The organism is Nocardia alba NBRC 108234, from assembly GCF_001612665.1.
GTDB classification, from domain to species: Bacteria; Actinomycetota; Actinomycetes; order Mycobacteriales; family Mycobacteriaceae; genus Nocardia; species Nocardia alba.
Map to the genome: position 1 here is coordinate 1,216,041 of NZ_BDAX01000002.1, position 17,304 is coordinate 1,233,344.

A 17,304-nucleotide genomic window follows, 5' to 3' on the forward strand; every position below is an offset into this window, starting at 1 on the left:
CCCAGTTCGTCGACCGTATTGCCAACAGCGGCAACGACATCGGCTCGGACTGTCGTGACCTGACGACCATCATCGACGACATAGCGCATGATGTTCATGACCTGCTGGGGCGTCATCGCCCGCAGTCGCCGCGCCACCGGCCAGGTCGGCAGGAACGCGGCATCGGCGGAGCGCGGGCCACCGGGACCGAAAATCGGGCCCGCCAGCAGGGTCGGCCGCCGCAGTCCGACCTGTTCGGCGATCGTCGAATCGATCCAGTGCGATCCGATTTCGGTGTGCAGCAACACCTTTCCGCCAGCGCCGACCGCGGCGTCGACGACGACGCGCTCGCGCTCCCAGAGCGCGAGGTCGGCTCCGAGCTCGACAATCCGCCCGTACGTGCCGGTCAACTGGTCCCAGCGGTAGCCCGCCGCCGTCAGCGCGGTCAGGGTCACCCAATGCTGACCGTTGGCTCCGATCACCGCCACTTCGACCACACCGTCGGGGCTGCGGGTCGGGTGGCCGGGCGGGACCGTGAGGGTCCCGTCGGGCAACGGCTCGACGGGTGCGTCGGACACCGCGACGAGCGCGGATCGGCTCAGCGTCATTGTGGTGCCGCTGACCTGTGTCAACCGCAACCAGTGTGCCTCGGCGGCGGTCGTCCATACCCGCCCGCGACCGGTGTGCACCGCGACCCGCGTGGGGTCGGGCTGCCATGGCCCGACGAAGACGGTGTCGGTCTCGAAAAGTATGTCGCCGCTGACCAATCGGAGGCCACGGCCGAAGTGACCGAGCGTCTCGTTCCAGTAGAAGTGGTAATTGCCGAGCTGTTCTCGCGAGATATTCACCCGCCCGTTCACAGCTTCGACCTCGTACAGGTCGTTCCCGTTGCCGTCGGTGTACTCGCGCAGCAGACGCAACACGCCGCCGGGATGTGGCTCGACGAGGTGACCAGCGGCGACGAACGGCGGATGTGTCGTGATTACCTGCCGTGGAATGCCAACCGGTGGGAGGTGCTCGCCCGCAGGCTCGTCGGGGCGCGCGCCGATAGCGGGCAGGGTGACCCGGTCACTCGCCAACGCCGACGGCGCGGCGACGGTTACCGCGCGGCGCGGCTCGAGCGTGTATCCGAAGCTGGTGACACTCGCGAACTGGTTGAGCGCGTGCGCGGGGACCGTGACCCGGGTCCCCGTCGCGTCGACAACCACGATCTCGACGACCGCGCGCGAACGACCGTCGACCACAACGGTCTCGACCCGATAGGCCGAATCGGCGAGGAGCCCGGGAACTGTCGCCTGATGCGTGGATCCAAGCTTGGTCGCCGCCACGAGCATCGATGTCCGTTCGAACGTCTCCCGGATGAAGGTTTCCGCCGACCAGGTCAGCGCCGATTCGCCCTGCGGCACGCCTTCTTCCCACGCGCGCATGGTCGCGAGCATCGGGCGCAGGTCAGGGGCGGCGGCACCGGCGAGCCGTTGGACGAACTTCTCGAAACCGTCCGCTGTCGTCACGTGCGTGCGGCGCAGCACGTCGGCCAGCGCGGCGCTCGGATCAGCGTCGGTGTTCGCGGCGGCGATGGCGTCGAACAGCGGCGTGAGTAGCGGGATCGCGTGCGGGGCACGGGCGAGGAGTTCGCGCAGTCGCCGTAGCGCCACGATCTCGGTACGCGTGCCGGGTCCGTAGATGTCGCGCAACAACCGGTCGAAGGCGCGGTCGTCGGTACTCGGGTGCTCGCCGAACCACGCGCGCACCAGGCCGACCGCCAGCACCGGGTCGGGGGCGCCGGCGAAGGCTGCTCGTGCCCGTTCCCATACGTCGTGCTCGGATTGCAGGAAAGCGACAGCGCGCCACAGCTCGACCGGCGCGACGCGATGCCACGCGGTGGTCAGCACCGTCGCGAGATCGGCGCCGAGCCAGGCGTGCAGAAGCTCGGGACTCAGGTACATCGGATGCGCTAGGACGCGGTGGTTGGTACCGGTGAGCGGGGACAGCTGACCGGCCGGATTCCACCCGTACGGCGGAGTGAGGGCGGCCGGAATCGTGGTCGGCTCGCTGGCGCGATAGCCGGGGAGCGGACCGGTTTCGGTTGCAGGCGACTCGCCGAACAGATCGGCCGCCGGATCGTTGTCCTGATACACCGCCAGCGCCTTGGCGATGACAGCGGGCCACAGCGGTTGGCCGCGGGTCGTGGCGCGATAGTCGGCGTTGCCGTCGACGACCGGGAACTGGCGATCGACGACGACGCGTGCGACAGTCCCGTCCGTACGGTGGAAGACCACCTCGAAATTGCCGTCGGCGCGTTCGCGCACCAACTGTGCTACCCAGCCAGGATGGCGCGCGATGAGCGCGCGCAGGGCGGCGGCGTGCGGTTCGACACCGTCGGGAGCGAGGTCGCTCGCGGCCGGTCGACCGGTCGGACCGAAGAGCTTGTGGTCATCGCGGCCGAGTGTCGTGAGCTGACTCGGCCACGAACGCGGCTGGGCGAGTTGGTGATTGATCGGTCGGTCGGCGGGGTGCGCACGCGACGAGCGCGCCGACGGCGTGCCCCACATGTCGTCGACCACTTCGATGTGCGGGGCCGTCCCGCCGCGTTGGACGCGGCCGGTCCGCAGTGCGCCCATGGCCGCCTCGAGGCGGGCCTTGCCGTCGCGCGGAGCCGCCGCGACCGCCGACTTGATCCAGGTCGCGACCGAGGCTCGGGGGGTCGACGCGCGGTCGAGCCAGACGATGGTCGCGGTCGACCCCTTACCCGCCAGCTCCTGCACGGTCGCCGCGTAGAGCTCCACACCGGTGTTCGCCGCTGTCGTCGGTGCGACGCTCGCCCCTGGGACATGCCAGGTAACGACCGACGCGGTGACCGGATTGCCGATGCTGAGCACCAGTGATCCGGCGCCGTCGAACGCCGACGGTTCGACCCGCAGCAGGAACGCGCGGGGCGCGGCGGTGGCGCCGCGGCCGGGGAGCGCGGCGGCTTGGGCGTCCGCGGTCGCTACCGCTCGGTCGAATCGGGTGAGCACGGCAAAGCGCAGCGCGTTCGCGGTAGCGGACTTTCCGGTCCCCGCGCTCGCGCGCGAACGGGCCAATTCGTGCCGCAGGAAGCTGCGGTTCATCGTGTCGCGGACGCCGACCGGCAGGCCGTCGGATTTGCGTAACCGGTGATATTCGGTGACCAGCCGATACTGGTCGGCGTCAGCGAGCTCGTCGAAGCGCAGCGCGGCCCACCAGGCGCGCCCGTGCCGTTCCCACCAGTGCGCGGCCTGGCGCGCGCGGGTTGTCGCGTCGGTGAACGAGCCGTTGACATCGAGGTCGGCGGGAAGTTTCGGCGGCCGTTGGTATGCGGGTCGCGGGCGCTGCCGACCGCCGAGCGGGCCGACGATATCGACCGTGTGCGCCACCGCTGTCGTGGTGGCTCGCGCACCCGAGGGTTGCTCGACGAGCGATGCCGTCGGATCGATCACCCATGGCTGCCTGGTCTGAATGCTCGACGGCAGCACCGTCCGCGCGATTTCGCCATCGCCGAGAACGAACTGGGTGGCCGGTCCGGCGGAAGAGATGTAGATGAGCTGGTTGAAGTGGCGGACCGACAGGTCGGTTGTCGTCCCGTGCGGGTCGCGCAGGAGCAGGTGGGTCACATAGCTCGGGTCGTTCGGGTCGGACCGCAGTCCGACCACGGTGTACGCGTGGTCGGGTTGCAGGCCGGTGCCCGGGTGCCTGGCGCCGGTTGGGGTCGACTTGGTCGCCACCATCACGGCGTCGCCACGGGTCAGCAGCGCCTTGACGCGGTCGCCTGCCCAGCGGGTGAGCACGCGGGTCGCCTCGTGGGTGTCGTCGAGTTCGGTCTCCGATTCCCAGGTGGTCATCAGGTCCATGACCGGCTCGAGTACCGGTTGCGCCGTGGCCCAGTCCTGCCCGAAGTTCGCTGCAAGAAACTTCCGGAAGCCGATGCCGGTGCGCGCGTCGTTGGCACGCAACCACGTGTCGCGGTCGATGGTGGGGTGCCCCATCGCCTGCCGAAGCGCGTTCTCGGCGTTCCAGGTGGCCGGACTCAGCCAGCTCTTGGTCCAGGCGAGCCACTCGTCCTCGAGATCGAGCACCGTGTGCGCTATCGCGAGCGCGGCGGCCACGGTGACGGTGACGGTCGAGTCGTTCGCGGCGATGATGAGATCGGCGAGCGCGTCCGGTCCGAGCATCATCGGATGAGCGAAGTTGCCGTCGTCGACGCCGCGGCTCGGCTGCGCACGTCCCTGGCTCGTGACCGACACAACCGGCCACAACGCGGTCGTGGCCGCGCCGGACTTTCCGCCGACGACACCCGCGTACCCGAGTGCGCCACCCTGGTGAATCGCCCACGCCTTCTCCACGAGCGCGGGCCACAGCGGCTGCCCCGGTTCGGCGAGCGCGTAGGCCATACGGCTGCCACCGCCGGTCTCGTAGACGTAGAAGCGACGGTCGACCGGTACCCATTCCTCGACACCGTCGCGGACGAAACGCACGGCGATTTCGCCGGTTTCGGAGTTCACGTCGAACATCTGCCGCACCCAGCCCGGATGCGCGTAGGCCATCGCACTGAGTCCCGCGTGCAGGTAACAGGTGCCGAGGCCGCCTTGCACGACGTCGGCGGCCGAGATCTGCGCCCCGAAGATATCGGCGTCGATGACGGCGAGTCGAGGCATCACGAGCCCTCGACCCGCCAATTCGGTCGCCGAGATCTGGCGCCACTGACCGCCGTCCGGTTTTCGCACCCAGATGTGCTCGGCTCGCTCGCCCGGCGCGGCGAGTTCCCATCGGGCGGCGAGCTTGTCGCCCGAGGCAAGGTGGATCGCGTCGCTGCCGGTCCCGATGACGAGCCCATCGGCGGGCACGATCAGTTCGGCTGAGGGTGCCGAGTCGGTCACCTGGTCGACGTCGGCGGCGACCGCGCGGACCGCGACGGAGACCGGCTCGACCTCGTCGAAGGAGAAGCTGAAACCCCCCATGAAGGCGTCGTTGTCAGCCAGCTGCTGCACTGGTCGACCGACCGCGACCGAGGTATCGAGTGCCTCGTCAGCGGTCGTTTCGTTCAGACCCGCGATGAGCCGACCCTGGCGACCGCGGGTATCGGCGTAGGCGGTAAGCTCGGCGATGGCCGCGTCCTGCTCGATCGCCAGCACGCTCGCCTTGGCCGCGAGCAGCAACACCGGCCAAATAGGCTGTGCTACAGCACTGTTCGATGGTCCGGCGAACCAGTCGATCGGTAGCTTCGTCGACCGATCGACTCGCACCCACTGCGGTGTGCCACGCACCGTGAGCAGCACATCGAGTCCGGCGACGTCACTGTCGGGCAGTGGGTCGTCATGCCCGACGGCGGTTCCGTCGGTGAGGACGAAGCGGGTCATCGATAGGATCGTGGCGGGATCGGTCGCCAATGCCGCGAGTTGGTCGAGAATCGGCCAGGTCGCCGTGCCCGCCAAGCCCCGATAGTGCTCGAGGTCAACCGATTTCGGCCCTTCGGCGCCGAAGATGGGCCCGCGCGAATCCCGATCCGGAACGAGGCCGACACCGGCCGCGACCTCGGCCGACACCGTGTGCGTCATGTCGCCGACGGCGAGCAGCACGGTTGTCGCGTCGGGACCGGGCGCGACAACGACCAGGTCGTGCTCGAACACCTCGACGCCTTCGGCGAGGGTGAACGCCCTGGCGTACCACTGCTTGTCCGGCTGCCAGCGGTACCCGGCCACCGCGAGGTCGGTCGGCGAGACCCACGCCGTACCGTTCGGTCCGGCAACCGGGATCCGGTCGACTCCATCGACTCCCGGGACGAATCCATCCTCCGGCAGCAGGATCGCGCCGATGTGCCCGGGGACCGGCAGATTCGACGACTCGACGAGCGTGGGCCGCGACCCAGCCGGAGCACGCACCACCGTCGTACTCGTCGCTGCGGTGGCAACCAACGGCCACGCGACCGTGGCCCCGAACATGGCGGCGACGGCGCGACCAGGGTTTCCCGTCGCGACAGTCGGCGCGACAGCACCTGGGGGCACCGCCCGCGGCTGCGACCGCGACGGCGGAGTCCAGCCGCCCACCAACAACTCGATATCGGCATCGGTCATCGGCGCGGTGAGCACGGGCGGTGGCGTCGTCGACGCGATCGACTCCGATGTCGACGTCGCATCGAAGGGCGCGATCGACTCCGAGGCCGGCAGCGCATCGAACGGCGCGAGCCGCGAAATATGTTCGGCGACGATCGCATTCGCGGCGAGTACCACAGCGGGCCAACCGGCTACCGCCTCGTCCGCACCGGGGACCAGAGTCCTCGACCGGTCGACACCTACCCAACGCGGCTCACCGGCGACTTCGAGCAGGACCTCGATCGCGATGACGTCGGCGTCTTTGAGCACCACAGCACCGTCGGCACCGTCGGCACCGATGATGTCTCCATTGTCGTCGACCCAGTTACCCTCATCGTCCACCACCGACCCCGGAACGCGCAGAAGCTGGGCTCCGGAGCGAACCACAAACCGCAGCATCGACCCGATCACCGCCGGGTGCCTCGCGTGTTCACGCAACTGCGCGACGACGGGCCACCCGGGAAGCGTGTCCAGATCGGTCGCGGCCGGTTTGTGCCCGCCGAAGATCGGGCGTGGCAGGCGATTCGGGCGCAGGAGTCCGACCGCCGCCGCGTCCGCCTCGCCGAGCCAGTGCGCGCCGCTCGGCAACCGCACGAGCACTTCGCCGGGTCGGTCCATCCGTGGATCGACGACAACGCTCTCGTACTCCCACCAGGTCACGCCACCGACCGTCACGGTGCGCGCGAATCCCCCGCGCGCCGTATCCCACGTGAACCCGCTCGCGGTCAACGCCTGCCCGGTCACCCAGTGCTCGCCGTTCGCCCCGACAACCAGGTACTCGGTGGCCGTCGACGCCGCCACGGTCAGAACTCCGTCGACGACCACGGCGACGTTCTCGCGCGAACGCAGTAGCGGCGCGAGCGAGGTAGCGCGGTTGGACGGCAACAGGATCCCGGTGTCGACGGCGAAGGCACCGATCCCGACGAACGGTATCGATCCATCGACCGCCAGCTTCCGCTCGATCGACCGCGTTCGGTCGGCCGCCGCGCGCGCCCGGCTGTCTGTCACCTGCTCCGAAGGCGCGGGCGAGGAACGCACAACTGGTACCTGGCCGTCGGCGTCGAGCCGCCGCAGACCAGCCGCCGCTGGTCGCCCGATATGACCGACCGCATGCCAGCCGCCCGGCTGCTCGAGCGCGGCGAACTGTTCGGTGCTCAACGACGTCAGGTCCATCGTCAGTTGATGGAAATCGGCGTGGACGTGCAGGCCCTGCGCGGCCCAGCGGTCGAGTGCCTGGTCGATCCGCTCCCTGTTCTGTGCCCTGCCGAAGAACTCGTCGACAGCCGTGTAGGTGATGCCGTCGTGGATCTCGAGTTGCAGCAGCGTGCTCGCCCCGACCTCATCGAGCGCGGGCTGCCATCGACTCGGATCACCGGTCGCGTCGCCGGGCAGCAGATAGGTGCGGCCGTCGGTGGTGACCGCGACATTCGCGCGCCTGGTGCGTGGCGAGTTGAGCTGTCCCCACCCGGTCTGCGCGGGCAGCCCGAAGGGGGTGACCCAGCGCCCGGTCGCCGCGTCGATCACGATCTGGTGCGACGCGAGCTCCACGGTGGTGAACGCGGCCGCGCCGAGATCGGTTGCGGTCGGCTCCAGTCCGGGTGCGATCTCGCTCATCGACTGCGCCGTGGCATGTCCCGGTGACACCGCCGACCACAGGTATCCGTCTGCGCCGTGCTCGGCGAACAGCACGGTCACCGGGTCGTCGTCGTTCCCGTCGCGCAGTCGGGTGACGCTGCCGTCGGGATGGTGGACATCCAGGTTCAGGTTCAGCGCCGAGGCGCCGGCCTCGAGCCGCTCCGACATCGTCGCGACGGAAGCGCTCTCGGCCCGCAACACGTCGTACGCGGCGACCGACGTCGCCTCGGGCTCCGTGAGCAGCAGATCACGCGCGAGTATTTCGAGCAGCCCGTCGGTGCCCGGCTTCGCTGCTCGCTGCCACACCAGGCTGTCCGGTGCTTCGACGCCGTCGATCGAGGGCAGGACAACTCGCTCGTCCCGGACGGAATCGTCAACGGTCGAGCGTCGGTCTACGTCGCGGTCGGCGGTGTCGTCCGACTGGTGCTCGGAGTCCGGGGGCAGCACCCGCCGGTCACGCGATGCCGTCTCGGTCGGCTCGATCCGGCCGTCGACCGGGCCGGTCAACGCGGGGACAACACCGTTGGAGAGGAGGGTTCGGCGCGCATTGTCGGACTGCAACGATGTCGCGAGCGCGACAATGTCTGTCTCGGCGGCCCGACGTGTGGCGAGCGCGTCCGCGAGGTCTTCGACCGCACGGGCATGGGCAGCCTCGGCGGCCGGCCGGTCCTGCTCGGTGGCGTCGTCGAGCGCCTTCTTGGTCACGCTCTCCGTGGTGACCGCGTCCTCGTGCGTGGTGACCGCGTCGGTGTAGCGGGTGATGGTGATGGCGTGGTGCGGCGACTTGGCGAACAGGGCGTCGTCGGCGGCCAGGAAGTACTCGACACTGCCGTCCTGCCCATTGCGCGCCGCGCGGCTCTCGGCCTGGACATCGATATCACGGAATTCGGACTTGCCCGAGATCTTGACCTGCAGACCGCCGTCCTCGGCCACCTTCGGACTGATCTCGATATCGACGCCGCGACCACCCTGCCGGTTGATCACCAGGATCTTGCCGCGCTCACCGGCGGTCGCCAGGATATCGGCGAGATCGCGCTCCCAGTTCTGACCGTGTTCGACCATCCACTCCGCGTCGATCGACTCGAACCGATCGCGCGCGATCCCCATGGACTCCAACAGTTTCGAGATCGCCGAGACCTCGCTGTTGCGGTTGGCGATGATCAGTTGTGGCAGCGCGTTGTTGCCGCCATCGGGCGTCTTGCCCGCCTCGTAGGCCGCCGCCACGCGGGCCGCGATCGCCCGATGCTTAGCGGCTTGGTCGACCGCCGTATTCGCATCGTGGGTGACCAGCTTCGATTCCTCACGACGCGGAATCGAAATGACTTCCGACATCCCGTATTTGGTGACCAAGATGTCGGAGAGCCCGGCCACGGTGCCCGAAGCGCCCGTCAGCGACTTGTAGTTCTCGCCGAGCATGTCCTTGGCCGTCAGCGACTGGCTCGATGCCGAGTCACCGCGAATGTGGATGCCGTGCTTCGCCTCGATCGCCTGTGCCAGCCCGCCGTTCCAGCGGCTCTCGGTCGAGGTCTTCGGGTCGAACATCACCGCGTGGGTCATCTGGTCGATGATGTAGACCTTGCCGTCCGAACCGATGACGTAGTGGTCGCCCTCGACGAATTCCCAGCGCGCGGTCGCCGCCGACTGCACCCGAGCAAGCAGGTCGTCGACGTCCTTGGGTGTCGCGTTCGGGAGGTCCTGCTGGATCAGTTCCTTGACAGCCTCGGCGCCGTCCTTGGTCATCGTCGCCGGACCTGACGGCTGGTCGGCGGTCCGACCGAAGTGCTCCGGGGTGAGACCGCCGGATTTCAGCTGCGCGGTGAGGAACTCGTGCGCGTATTCGACGCGTTCCTTGACCTGCGGCGTCGCGTCACTCGGCCCGTCGGCGATGATCCAGGTGGTGTCGGAGTAGTGCAGTGCCTCGTCGATCTCGTCGATGACGGCGATATCGCCGGCCATCTTCTTGTTGCGCAAATGGCCGAAACCCGCGTCGCTGAGTGTGCCGACGAAAACCGTTGCCCGGTCCAGGTTTCCCGAGCCGACCACGCCATTGGGCGACATCCGCACCAGGTTGTAGGAATCCTCGCCGAGCACCTTGAAAACCTGCTCGTAGAGTCGCATCGCGTCATTGGCGAGGGTGTCGCGGGTGGTGAAGACGTGCACGTTCTTCCCGCCCGCGGCCTTCATCATGGCGTCGGCGAGGAACACCATCGTCTTGCCCTCACCGGCGGCCATGTTGATCGGGCCGTTGCGCATGGCCATCGCGCCCATCACCTGGGTCGCGTACATCGTCTTGCCGTCCTTGATGACAGCGCCGTCGGCGTCGTACTTGGTCGTGCCACGGCGGATGACCTCCGTCGCCGCGGTCACCGCCCTGTGATACTCGGCCATTCCTTCGGCATCGCGCGCCGCCCACTTGGCACTGCCCGCCAACGCCTCAGCCAGCTCTTGCGGGGTCCGCTTGCCCCACTCGACCGGGTCGTACGCGGCGAGAATGTCCTCGGCTTCGGCCATCAGGTCGCGCGGCGGTCCGTCGGGTTTGTCCTCGACCGCTTCGTCGCCGCGCAGCGCGCGCAGCGATTCGAGCGTTTCCTCGTCGAGGCTCGGCCGACGCGGCGCCGCTTCGGGCCAGGAGTCGACGTCGGTGTGCTTGGTGCCGTGGTGATCGAAATGCTGAACCCGGTCGTAGATCCCGAGCTCGTCGAGCGCCGCCTTCACTCGGCCCGGGGCCGGCTGATAGGCGCCTGCCCAGTCGTGCACCGCGACCAGTTCGCCCTTGACGAATTGGCCACGGAACGCGGCGTACACACCCGCGTTGTGGAACGCCTCGTGTTGCAGCGTGCTGCTGACGTACCACTGCCCGTCGTGGTCGACCACGATCGTGCGCATCGCGTCGGCGGTGCCGCCTGCCCAGCGCTGCAGCAGCGGTCCGCTACGCGGGGTGTCGATCTGGCTGCGGCCGTTCTTGGCGATGACTTCGTCGCCGTCCTCGCTTCGGGGCCGCGCCCGCCCCTCGGCATCGCTTGCCTTGCTCGTCTCCTTCGCACCCTCGGCCTTGGGGGCGGGTTGCGGCCCGTCTTTGGTCCAGGTGTTGTTCTCTGCGTCGAATTTGTAGCGGTAGTCCGACATTTCGTCGCTGTTGAACCGGAAGACGCCGCGCGACAACGGCTTGTCACGACCGCGTACCTCGCCGGCTCCCTCCACGGGCGGGGTCGACGGCTTCTCCTGTCCGTACAGCGGACGCAGCGGTTGATCGCCGTCGCGGTACTGCCGGAACAGTTCACGTCCCTCATGGGGAGACTTGTTGCCGTGCAGCGCTTCCCAGATCTGCTGGAAGCCGATGACGCCACGGGCGAACTGCTTGAACCCGGGCCAGGTCGGCCCGAGCAACGCCGAATCGACGAGCCGCCAGCGATTGCCGGTCACCGGATCGTGGGTGCCCGCGTTCGACCCCGCTCGCCCGCCCTCGCCGCTCGGCTTGCTCGACTCGCTCAACTTGTCGGCCTGAGACTTCGACCCGTCGCCGGTGTCCGATTCGGGGCGGTTGTGCACCACCGATTCCGCGCCCTCGCGGTGGCTGTTGACCGGTTCGACTTCGACCCTCGAGGTGATGGACGCGCCGTCGTCATCGCCGCGCCGAGAGCCAGGTGCGACCTCATCGGACCGGTGACCAGCCGAGATGTTCGACTCGTGCGATGTGCTCGCCGAATCGCGGACTTGCGACTGCGGGGTCGCGCGCGTCAACTCCGGGCCAGGCTGTGTCATCCGGGAATCGGCACTCTGGCTGCGCGGACTCGACGACGGGGTGACCGAGCGCTCCGAGGTCGACGGCGGCTTCGCTGAGCTCTGCGCAGAATTGTCACCGGTAGGTCGAGTCAGCTGTTCATGCTGTCCGGTCAGCCGCGGGTGCTGGCTCACGACCGAATCACTGACCGGCGCATCATTCTTGGGTGTCGTGGCCGAGGTCGAGTCGCTATCATGTCCGCCTGCGCGATTGCCCGAACTCTCGGACGTATCACGCGAACCGTCGGTGTGCGTGCTCGCGGACGAATCATGCGTCGTGTCGCGAGGATTGGTCGAGCTAGTAGTACCGGTGCCGTCGTGGCCGTCCGACCGGTCGCCGGTCGCACCCGCGTCATCGCCGGTCGACCGGCCGGAGTCGGTCGCGTCCCGGCTCGCGGTGTTCGGATTCGGCACATCACTGTCGGCCGACGACTTCGACGGCGTCGCACCGTCGCCGGACGGCACCGATCCCGGCTTCGGCCCGACCCCATCGGTGCGCGGCGGCGGCGTCGAACCACCGTCGTGCACACCGACGTTCACGTCGACGTGGACATTCCCGCCGCCCGAACGGAGTCCGCGAATACCCCCGCTGAGCGCACCACCCGCACCCGCACCGAGCATGCGTGGGTCGAGCGTGAACGGTCCACCTTCGATGATCTGCTTGGCGACGCCGCCGCCGACCATACCGCCGAAAGCACCACCGACGCCCTGGCCGCCCAGCTGCAGCACCTGCTGCCAGGTCTTGTTGAACTCGGTCCCGGTGATCTTGGCGCCGCCGTGCTTGATCAGGTCACCGGTCGCCTTGCCGAACAGGGCACCGAACGCGCCACCGAGCGCGCCACCGAGCGCGAAATGCCCGACCGCGTTCCAGTCGACCCCGTCACGGTGGTCGGCGGCCATCTGACCCAGCTGGATCAGCAGATCGAGAATCACCTGCTGGAGCATGGCGTTCAACGCCGCCTGGATCACCTCGAGCAGCAGGCGCTTGAGCCAGGCGAAGACCAGCTGCCAGAACGTCATCGCCGCGGTCTGCACGGCGGGCGCGGTCGGCGGGAAGAACCACGCGATCGCGATCTCGACGACCAGCTGCACCAGACCGGCGATGATCATGATCTTGTTCTCTTGGATGGCGCAGCCGACCTTGTCGCACGTCGACGCGACATTCTTCATCGACGCCGCGATCGCCTGCAACGACGAGGTGTCGGATTCGTCGATAAGGCTCTCCAACGTCTTCGCCATCGAGCCGCCCTTGGCCGAGCTGTAGCTGGCGATGATGTCGTCGATGACATCGCTCAGGCTCTCGACCAGATCGGTGAGCTCGGCAGCCGACCCCGACCACACATCGGCCAGCGCGAACATGCCGTTCTCGCTGCCCTGCGGCCAGGCACCGCCGGCGAGGTAGCTGAGGAATTGCAGATCCTCGGGAATCTTCAGGTCGGATTTGGCGATCGCGTCGGGAATTGCCATCTACTGCCCGCTCCGCCAACCGGCCCGCTGCCACGCGTCCTGCGGCGTCGTCTCCTGTTCGACCTCCTGCGCCGGCTTGCGCCGTTCCTTTCGCTTGTTCTTGCTCTCCCCCGCCGCACCGCCCTGCGGGGACGCGCCGGTCGCTGGCATACCCGGCATACCGGGCGGCATCATCGTGGCGGATGCGCCGGCGCGCTGCCCGGTCGTCGCCGCCGTCGCCCGGGTCGCCAGCTTCTCACCGTCGTAGGCGGCCTCGGTGACGCGACCCTGCAGCGTGCCCGGCACGGTCGGACCACCACGTCCGCCGCCCGGCGACCCGCCACCCGGTGCGCTCTTGTCCACCGGCAGACCGGTTGTCGGATCGATGGCGCGATAGCCGAGCGGGGCAACCACACCCGGCTGGCCGTCGGTTCCGGTCGTGATGGCGTCGGTCAGGGGTGCGCCGGACACGGACCCGAGCGAGCTGCCGAGGTCGCTGCCGGTATCGGCGAGACCGGACACGGTCGACCCATCGGGTGCGGGCGACTGGGCGTAGTTGACGACCGGCGCGCCCCCGCTACCCAGACCGGTTCCCGCGCCGCCGGGCGTCGGGGTCCCTGATCCGCCACCGGCCCCGGAGGATCCACCCGAGGTGCCGCCACCAGAATTCCCGCCGCCACCACCGGATTTCGGCGGGTTGTCGGCATCGGAGTTCTTGCCGAAGTTCGGGTCCGAACTGAGCGGGCCCTTGTACGGGCCAGGATTGCCGTGCGCGTCCTCGTTGACATAGTTGGTCAGAATCCACTGCGCGTACAGGTCCTCACCCAACGAGAACGCCTTGCCCGCCGCCTCGACCGACCGCCCGTAGTTCACCAGCAGTTGACCGAAGACCGGGATCGCGCCTTCGGCATTCGACCCGGTACTCGCATTGCCGACCAAGGCGTCGACCGCCGAGAGGTAGCCCTTATCGCCCGCGGCGAACTGTTCGCCGAGTTCGTCGTCGCCCCAGGGCTGACCGAGCCGGTCCAGGTTGTCGCTGAGGCGCGTGAGGATGTCGAAGAGCCCACCCGAGAGGCTCGGAAACTCGGCAAGGCGTTTGCCGCCCTCCATCAGCTTGTCGGGCTCGACCTCGATGGGCGCACGGGAGGTGTTCGACGGCGAGGTGTACGAACCGCCCGAATTCCCACCGCCGGAGTTGCCACCGCCGGAATTCCCACCGCCCGAATTCCCACCACCGGATGGGCCACCGCCCGAGTTACCACCTCCGGACGGGCCGCCACCGGATCCTCCCGAAGACGGCGTATCGGGGTCCGAACCCGACTCGTCGTCACGGTCGTCCTCGTGGCTCGGCTGTGACGGTGACGGAGTCGGCGAACCGCCCGAGTGTCCGCCGGAGCGCTGACCGGGCTCATCGCCGCCGGGGTACTTCGGATCATGGGGACCGTGCGGATGTTTCGAATCGTCGGGGTCGTGCGGATGTTTCGGATCGTTGGGATCGTGCGGACGCTTCGGGTCGTGCGGATGCTCAGGGTCACGCGGCTCCCACGGCCACCGCACCCGCCCATCAGCATCGGGCCAACCGAAACGACCACCGGGACCGAAAGGAGAGTTCCAGCCTCCGGGCCCGGTGGGCTGGGGCAGGAACGGATTGCGCACGGGGTCGGGAAAGGGCGAGGTCACCGTCGCCCCTTGTTCTCCGCCGCGTCACACACCCCGCCATCGTTGCCCCGACCGCGCGAGGGCGTCCGGTGGCGAACGCGGAGTTCACCTGCGATTCAGCTGTTCACCCAACCGTAAGCTCGGCGGCCGTCACCACGGGGAAACTCGCGGTCACGACAAGCCCGTGCGGTTCGGCGATATCGACGAAGAAGAGCCCGCCGTACTGCGTGACCAGCGTCGCCGCGATCGACATCCCGAGCCCCGACCCGCCCGATGTCGCCTGCGCCCCGCGAAAGAACCGGGTGGTGAGCTGGTCGAGCTCATCGGCCGAGACGCCGATACCGTTGTCCGACACCGAGACAACGACCGATTCGCACTCGCGGCCGACACTGATCACCGTGCGCGCGTCCCGTCCGGCATACCGCACCGAATTGCTCAGCGCCACATCGAGTACCTGACTGAGCACACTCGCCGGCACCGTCGCGATCAGCCCCTCGTCCACGGTGTCGGAGGTCAATGTCATGCCCGCGCGCACGTACGCGTCGAGCCAGGCGTCGATCCGCTCGCGCACGACCACGACCGGGTCACAGCGCGGTGCGGCGGGCACCGTCGACCCGGCTTCTCCGCCATTGCTGAGCAATCCATCGAGTAGTTGCGACAACCGGTCGACCTCGCTCACCACCCCGACGAAGGTCGCCGCCGCCTCATCGTGGGCAACCATCGGCCGCAACGCCTGGAGGCGAACGGCCAACGCGGCCAATGGATTTCGCAGCGAATGGGCGGTATCGGCAACAAGTTGGCGTTCGGCGGCGGCCAACTCGGCCACCGCCCTCGTCACCGTCTGCACCCCCACCGCGAGTTCGGCGATCTCGGGCGGTCCGGCCGCCCGCCTGGTCGGTGCCCCGTGCGCGCGCACCGGCAGGGTCGAGGTCAGCGCACCGACCTCGCGCAACAGTTTCGACACCGGCCGCAAGATCCACCCGGCGACCCCGAGCGCGAGCGCGAGAAAGACGAGTATCGCGGTCAACGTCACGCAGCCGAGTTGGATCCAGCTGTCGGCGATCCCGTGCCGCGTCGCCTCGGTCGAGATCGCGATCACCACCACCCCACCCGCCTGCGGCCAGGTCCCGATCGGCTGCGCCACGATCATCGGGCGCTCGGTCCACGGGTACAGCGGCTCGGGCGGCACGAATTGGTGGGCATTAGTCGTCACTTCCACCACCCGTTGGTTGCCTCGGTCGACCCCGAGGTCCACCATGACCCGCCCGCTGTTGGCGATCACGAGCAGCCCATTGCCGGTCTGCTCGTAGTACGACTGTGCGGTGGCCTCGAGTACACCGGGGCTCGCCGAGGCCATCGCGGCGAACCGGTTGGCATCCTGGATCCGCGCGATGACCAGACCCTGGGTGCGGCTACCCGCGATCGCGTAACCGATTCCGGTCGCGAAACAGATCATGCAAATCGCCGCGAGCAACGTGAACGAGGTGACCAGCCGAACACGCATCGCCGCTCACCGACACCAGCGGTAGCCGAAGCCGTGGATCGTGGTGATCAACCCGGGCCGATTGAGCTTGGCGCGCAACGCGCCCATGTGCACGTCGAGCGCCCGCGAGGTCGACGAGGTCTTCTCACCCCAGATCTCGAGCATGATCGTTTCGCGACTGACCGCGACCCCGACCTGGTCGGCGAGAACGCGCGCGAGCGCGAATTCCTTCTGCGTCAACGAGACCGGTGCACCGGCGACCTCGACGTGGCGGGCCGCCAGGTCGACGCGGACATCCCCGGTCTGCACGACCGTCACGACCTCGTCGACCGGGCTCACGCGCCGCACGATGGTCTCGATGCGCGCAGCGAGCTCGCCGACGCGCGGCGGCTTGACCATGAAGTCGTCGGCGCCGGCCCGCAAGCAGGACACGACGGCGAGCTCGTCACCTTCGGCGGTGAGAATGATGACCGGGATGGAACTGACCTTGCGCAGCTGGCGTAATACCAGGTACCCGTTCACATCCGGCAGCCCGAGGTCGAGCACGACCGCGTCGTAACCGGTGTGCGAGGTGAGCACTTCGAGCCCGTTGGCGAAGTGGTCGACCACGGCGAAACCATGCGCGCGAAGCCCTTCGACGACCGCGGCCGCCACACCGGCGTCGTCTTCCACAACCACTACCCGCACGACCCTGGTCCCTTCACACACGTCCAGGAGCTACCTGAACAAGGGGTGAGGATACAACACCAAGATTTTCCAGCCTTGACAGAATTGCCAACTATCGAGTAGTGACACAATGCCATTAAATGTCACATCGTAGCGCGATCCGGCAGGTCAGGCGGTGGCGCGACCGGCTGTCCCCGCGCCGGCGGCGCCGAGCTGAGGCGGGACGGCGATCGGCTGGAAGCCGACCAACCGCGGCGCCGGCGGCAAGCTGGTGAACCGGCGACGAAGATTACTCAGTTGCCGGAACACCTCACGCAGTTCCTCGTGCAGCAGGCGGATCTCCTCGTGCAACTGCTCGGCCTCCTCGATCAGGTCGGCCTGGAAGATTCGCCCTTGCTCGAGCTGTGCGCGCTCGGCCCGCGAGCGGGCGAGCGTCTCCTCGGCAGGCGTCCGTCCCGGCATCGACCGAGCGCTGAATTCGGCACTCCGGCGGCGAACCGAAGCGACCCTTTCGATGTCGCGCATCCCAACACCCAACCTTTCGATCTT

Annotated in this window: 5 protein-coding genes (1 of these 5 cut by a window edge); all 5 read right to left on the reverse strand. The window is 68.4% G+C overall.

What is annotated here, in order from left to right; translation table 11 throughout:
- Positions 1-12,968 carry the beginning of a C2 family cysteine protease gene (locus NA12_RS07120; protein WP_067447226.1) on the reverse strand. It extends 16,342 nt beyond the left edge of the window, so the window shows 12,968 of its 29,310 coding nt (coding positions 1-12,968); it begins with the start codon at positions 12,966-12,968; its stop codon lies beyond the left edge, outside the window.
- The gene (locus NA12_RS34880) at positions 12,969-14,627 is read right to left on the reverse strand and encodes a hypothetical protein (protein WP_157106381.1); all 1,659 of its coding nucleotides are present in this window, start codon (positions 14,625-14,627) and stop codon (positions 12,969-12,971) included. It lies immediately after the preceding gene.
- 103 nt (positions 14,628-14,730) lie between these two features.
- On the reverse strand, positions 14,731-16,110 hold the full coding sequence (locus tag NA12_RS07130; RefSeq protein ID WP_067447230.1) for a sensor histidine kinase: 1,380 nt from the start codon (positions 16,108-16,110) through the stop codon (positions 14,731-14,733).
- A 6-nt stretch (positions 16,111-16,116) separates the two neighbouring features.
- Positions 16,117-16,776 carry a response regulator transcription factor gene (locus tag NA12_RS07135; RefSeq protein ID WP_067447231.1) on the reverse strand — a complete coding sequence of 220 codons (660 nt, stop codon included), beginning with the start codon at positions 16,774-16,776 and terminating at the stop codon, positions 16,117-16,119.
- Positions 16,777-16,923: 147 nt separating this feature from the next.
- On the reverse strand, positions 16,924-17,280 hold the full coding sequence (locus NA12_RS07140) for a hypothetical protein (RefSeq protein ID WP_067447233.1): 357 nt from the start codon (positions 17,278-17,280) through the stop codon (positions 16,924-16,926).
- Positions 17,281-17,304 lie beyond the last annotated feature (24 nt).

Excerpts from the sequence above, each read along its gene's own strand:
- NA12_RS07140 (WP_067447233.1), bottom strand. The coding sequence starts at position 17,280 with ATGCGCGACATCGAAAGGGTCGCTTCGGTTCGCCGCCGGAGTGCCGAA.
- NA12_RS07130 (WP_067447230.1), bottom strand. The coding sequence starts at position 16,110 with ATGCGTGTTCGGCTGGTCACCTCGTTCACGTTGCTCGCGGCGATTTGC.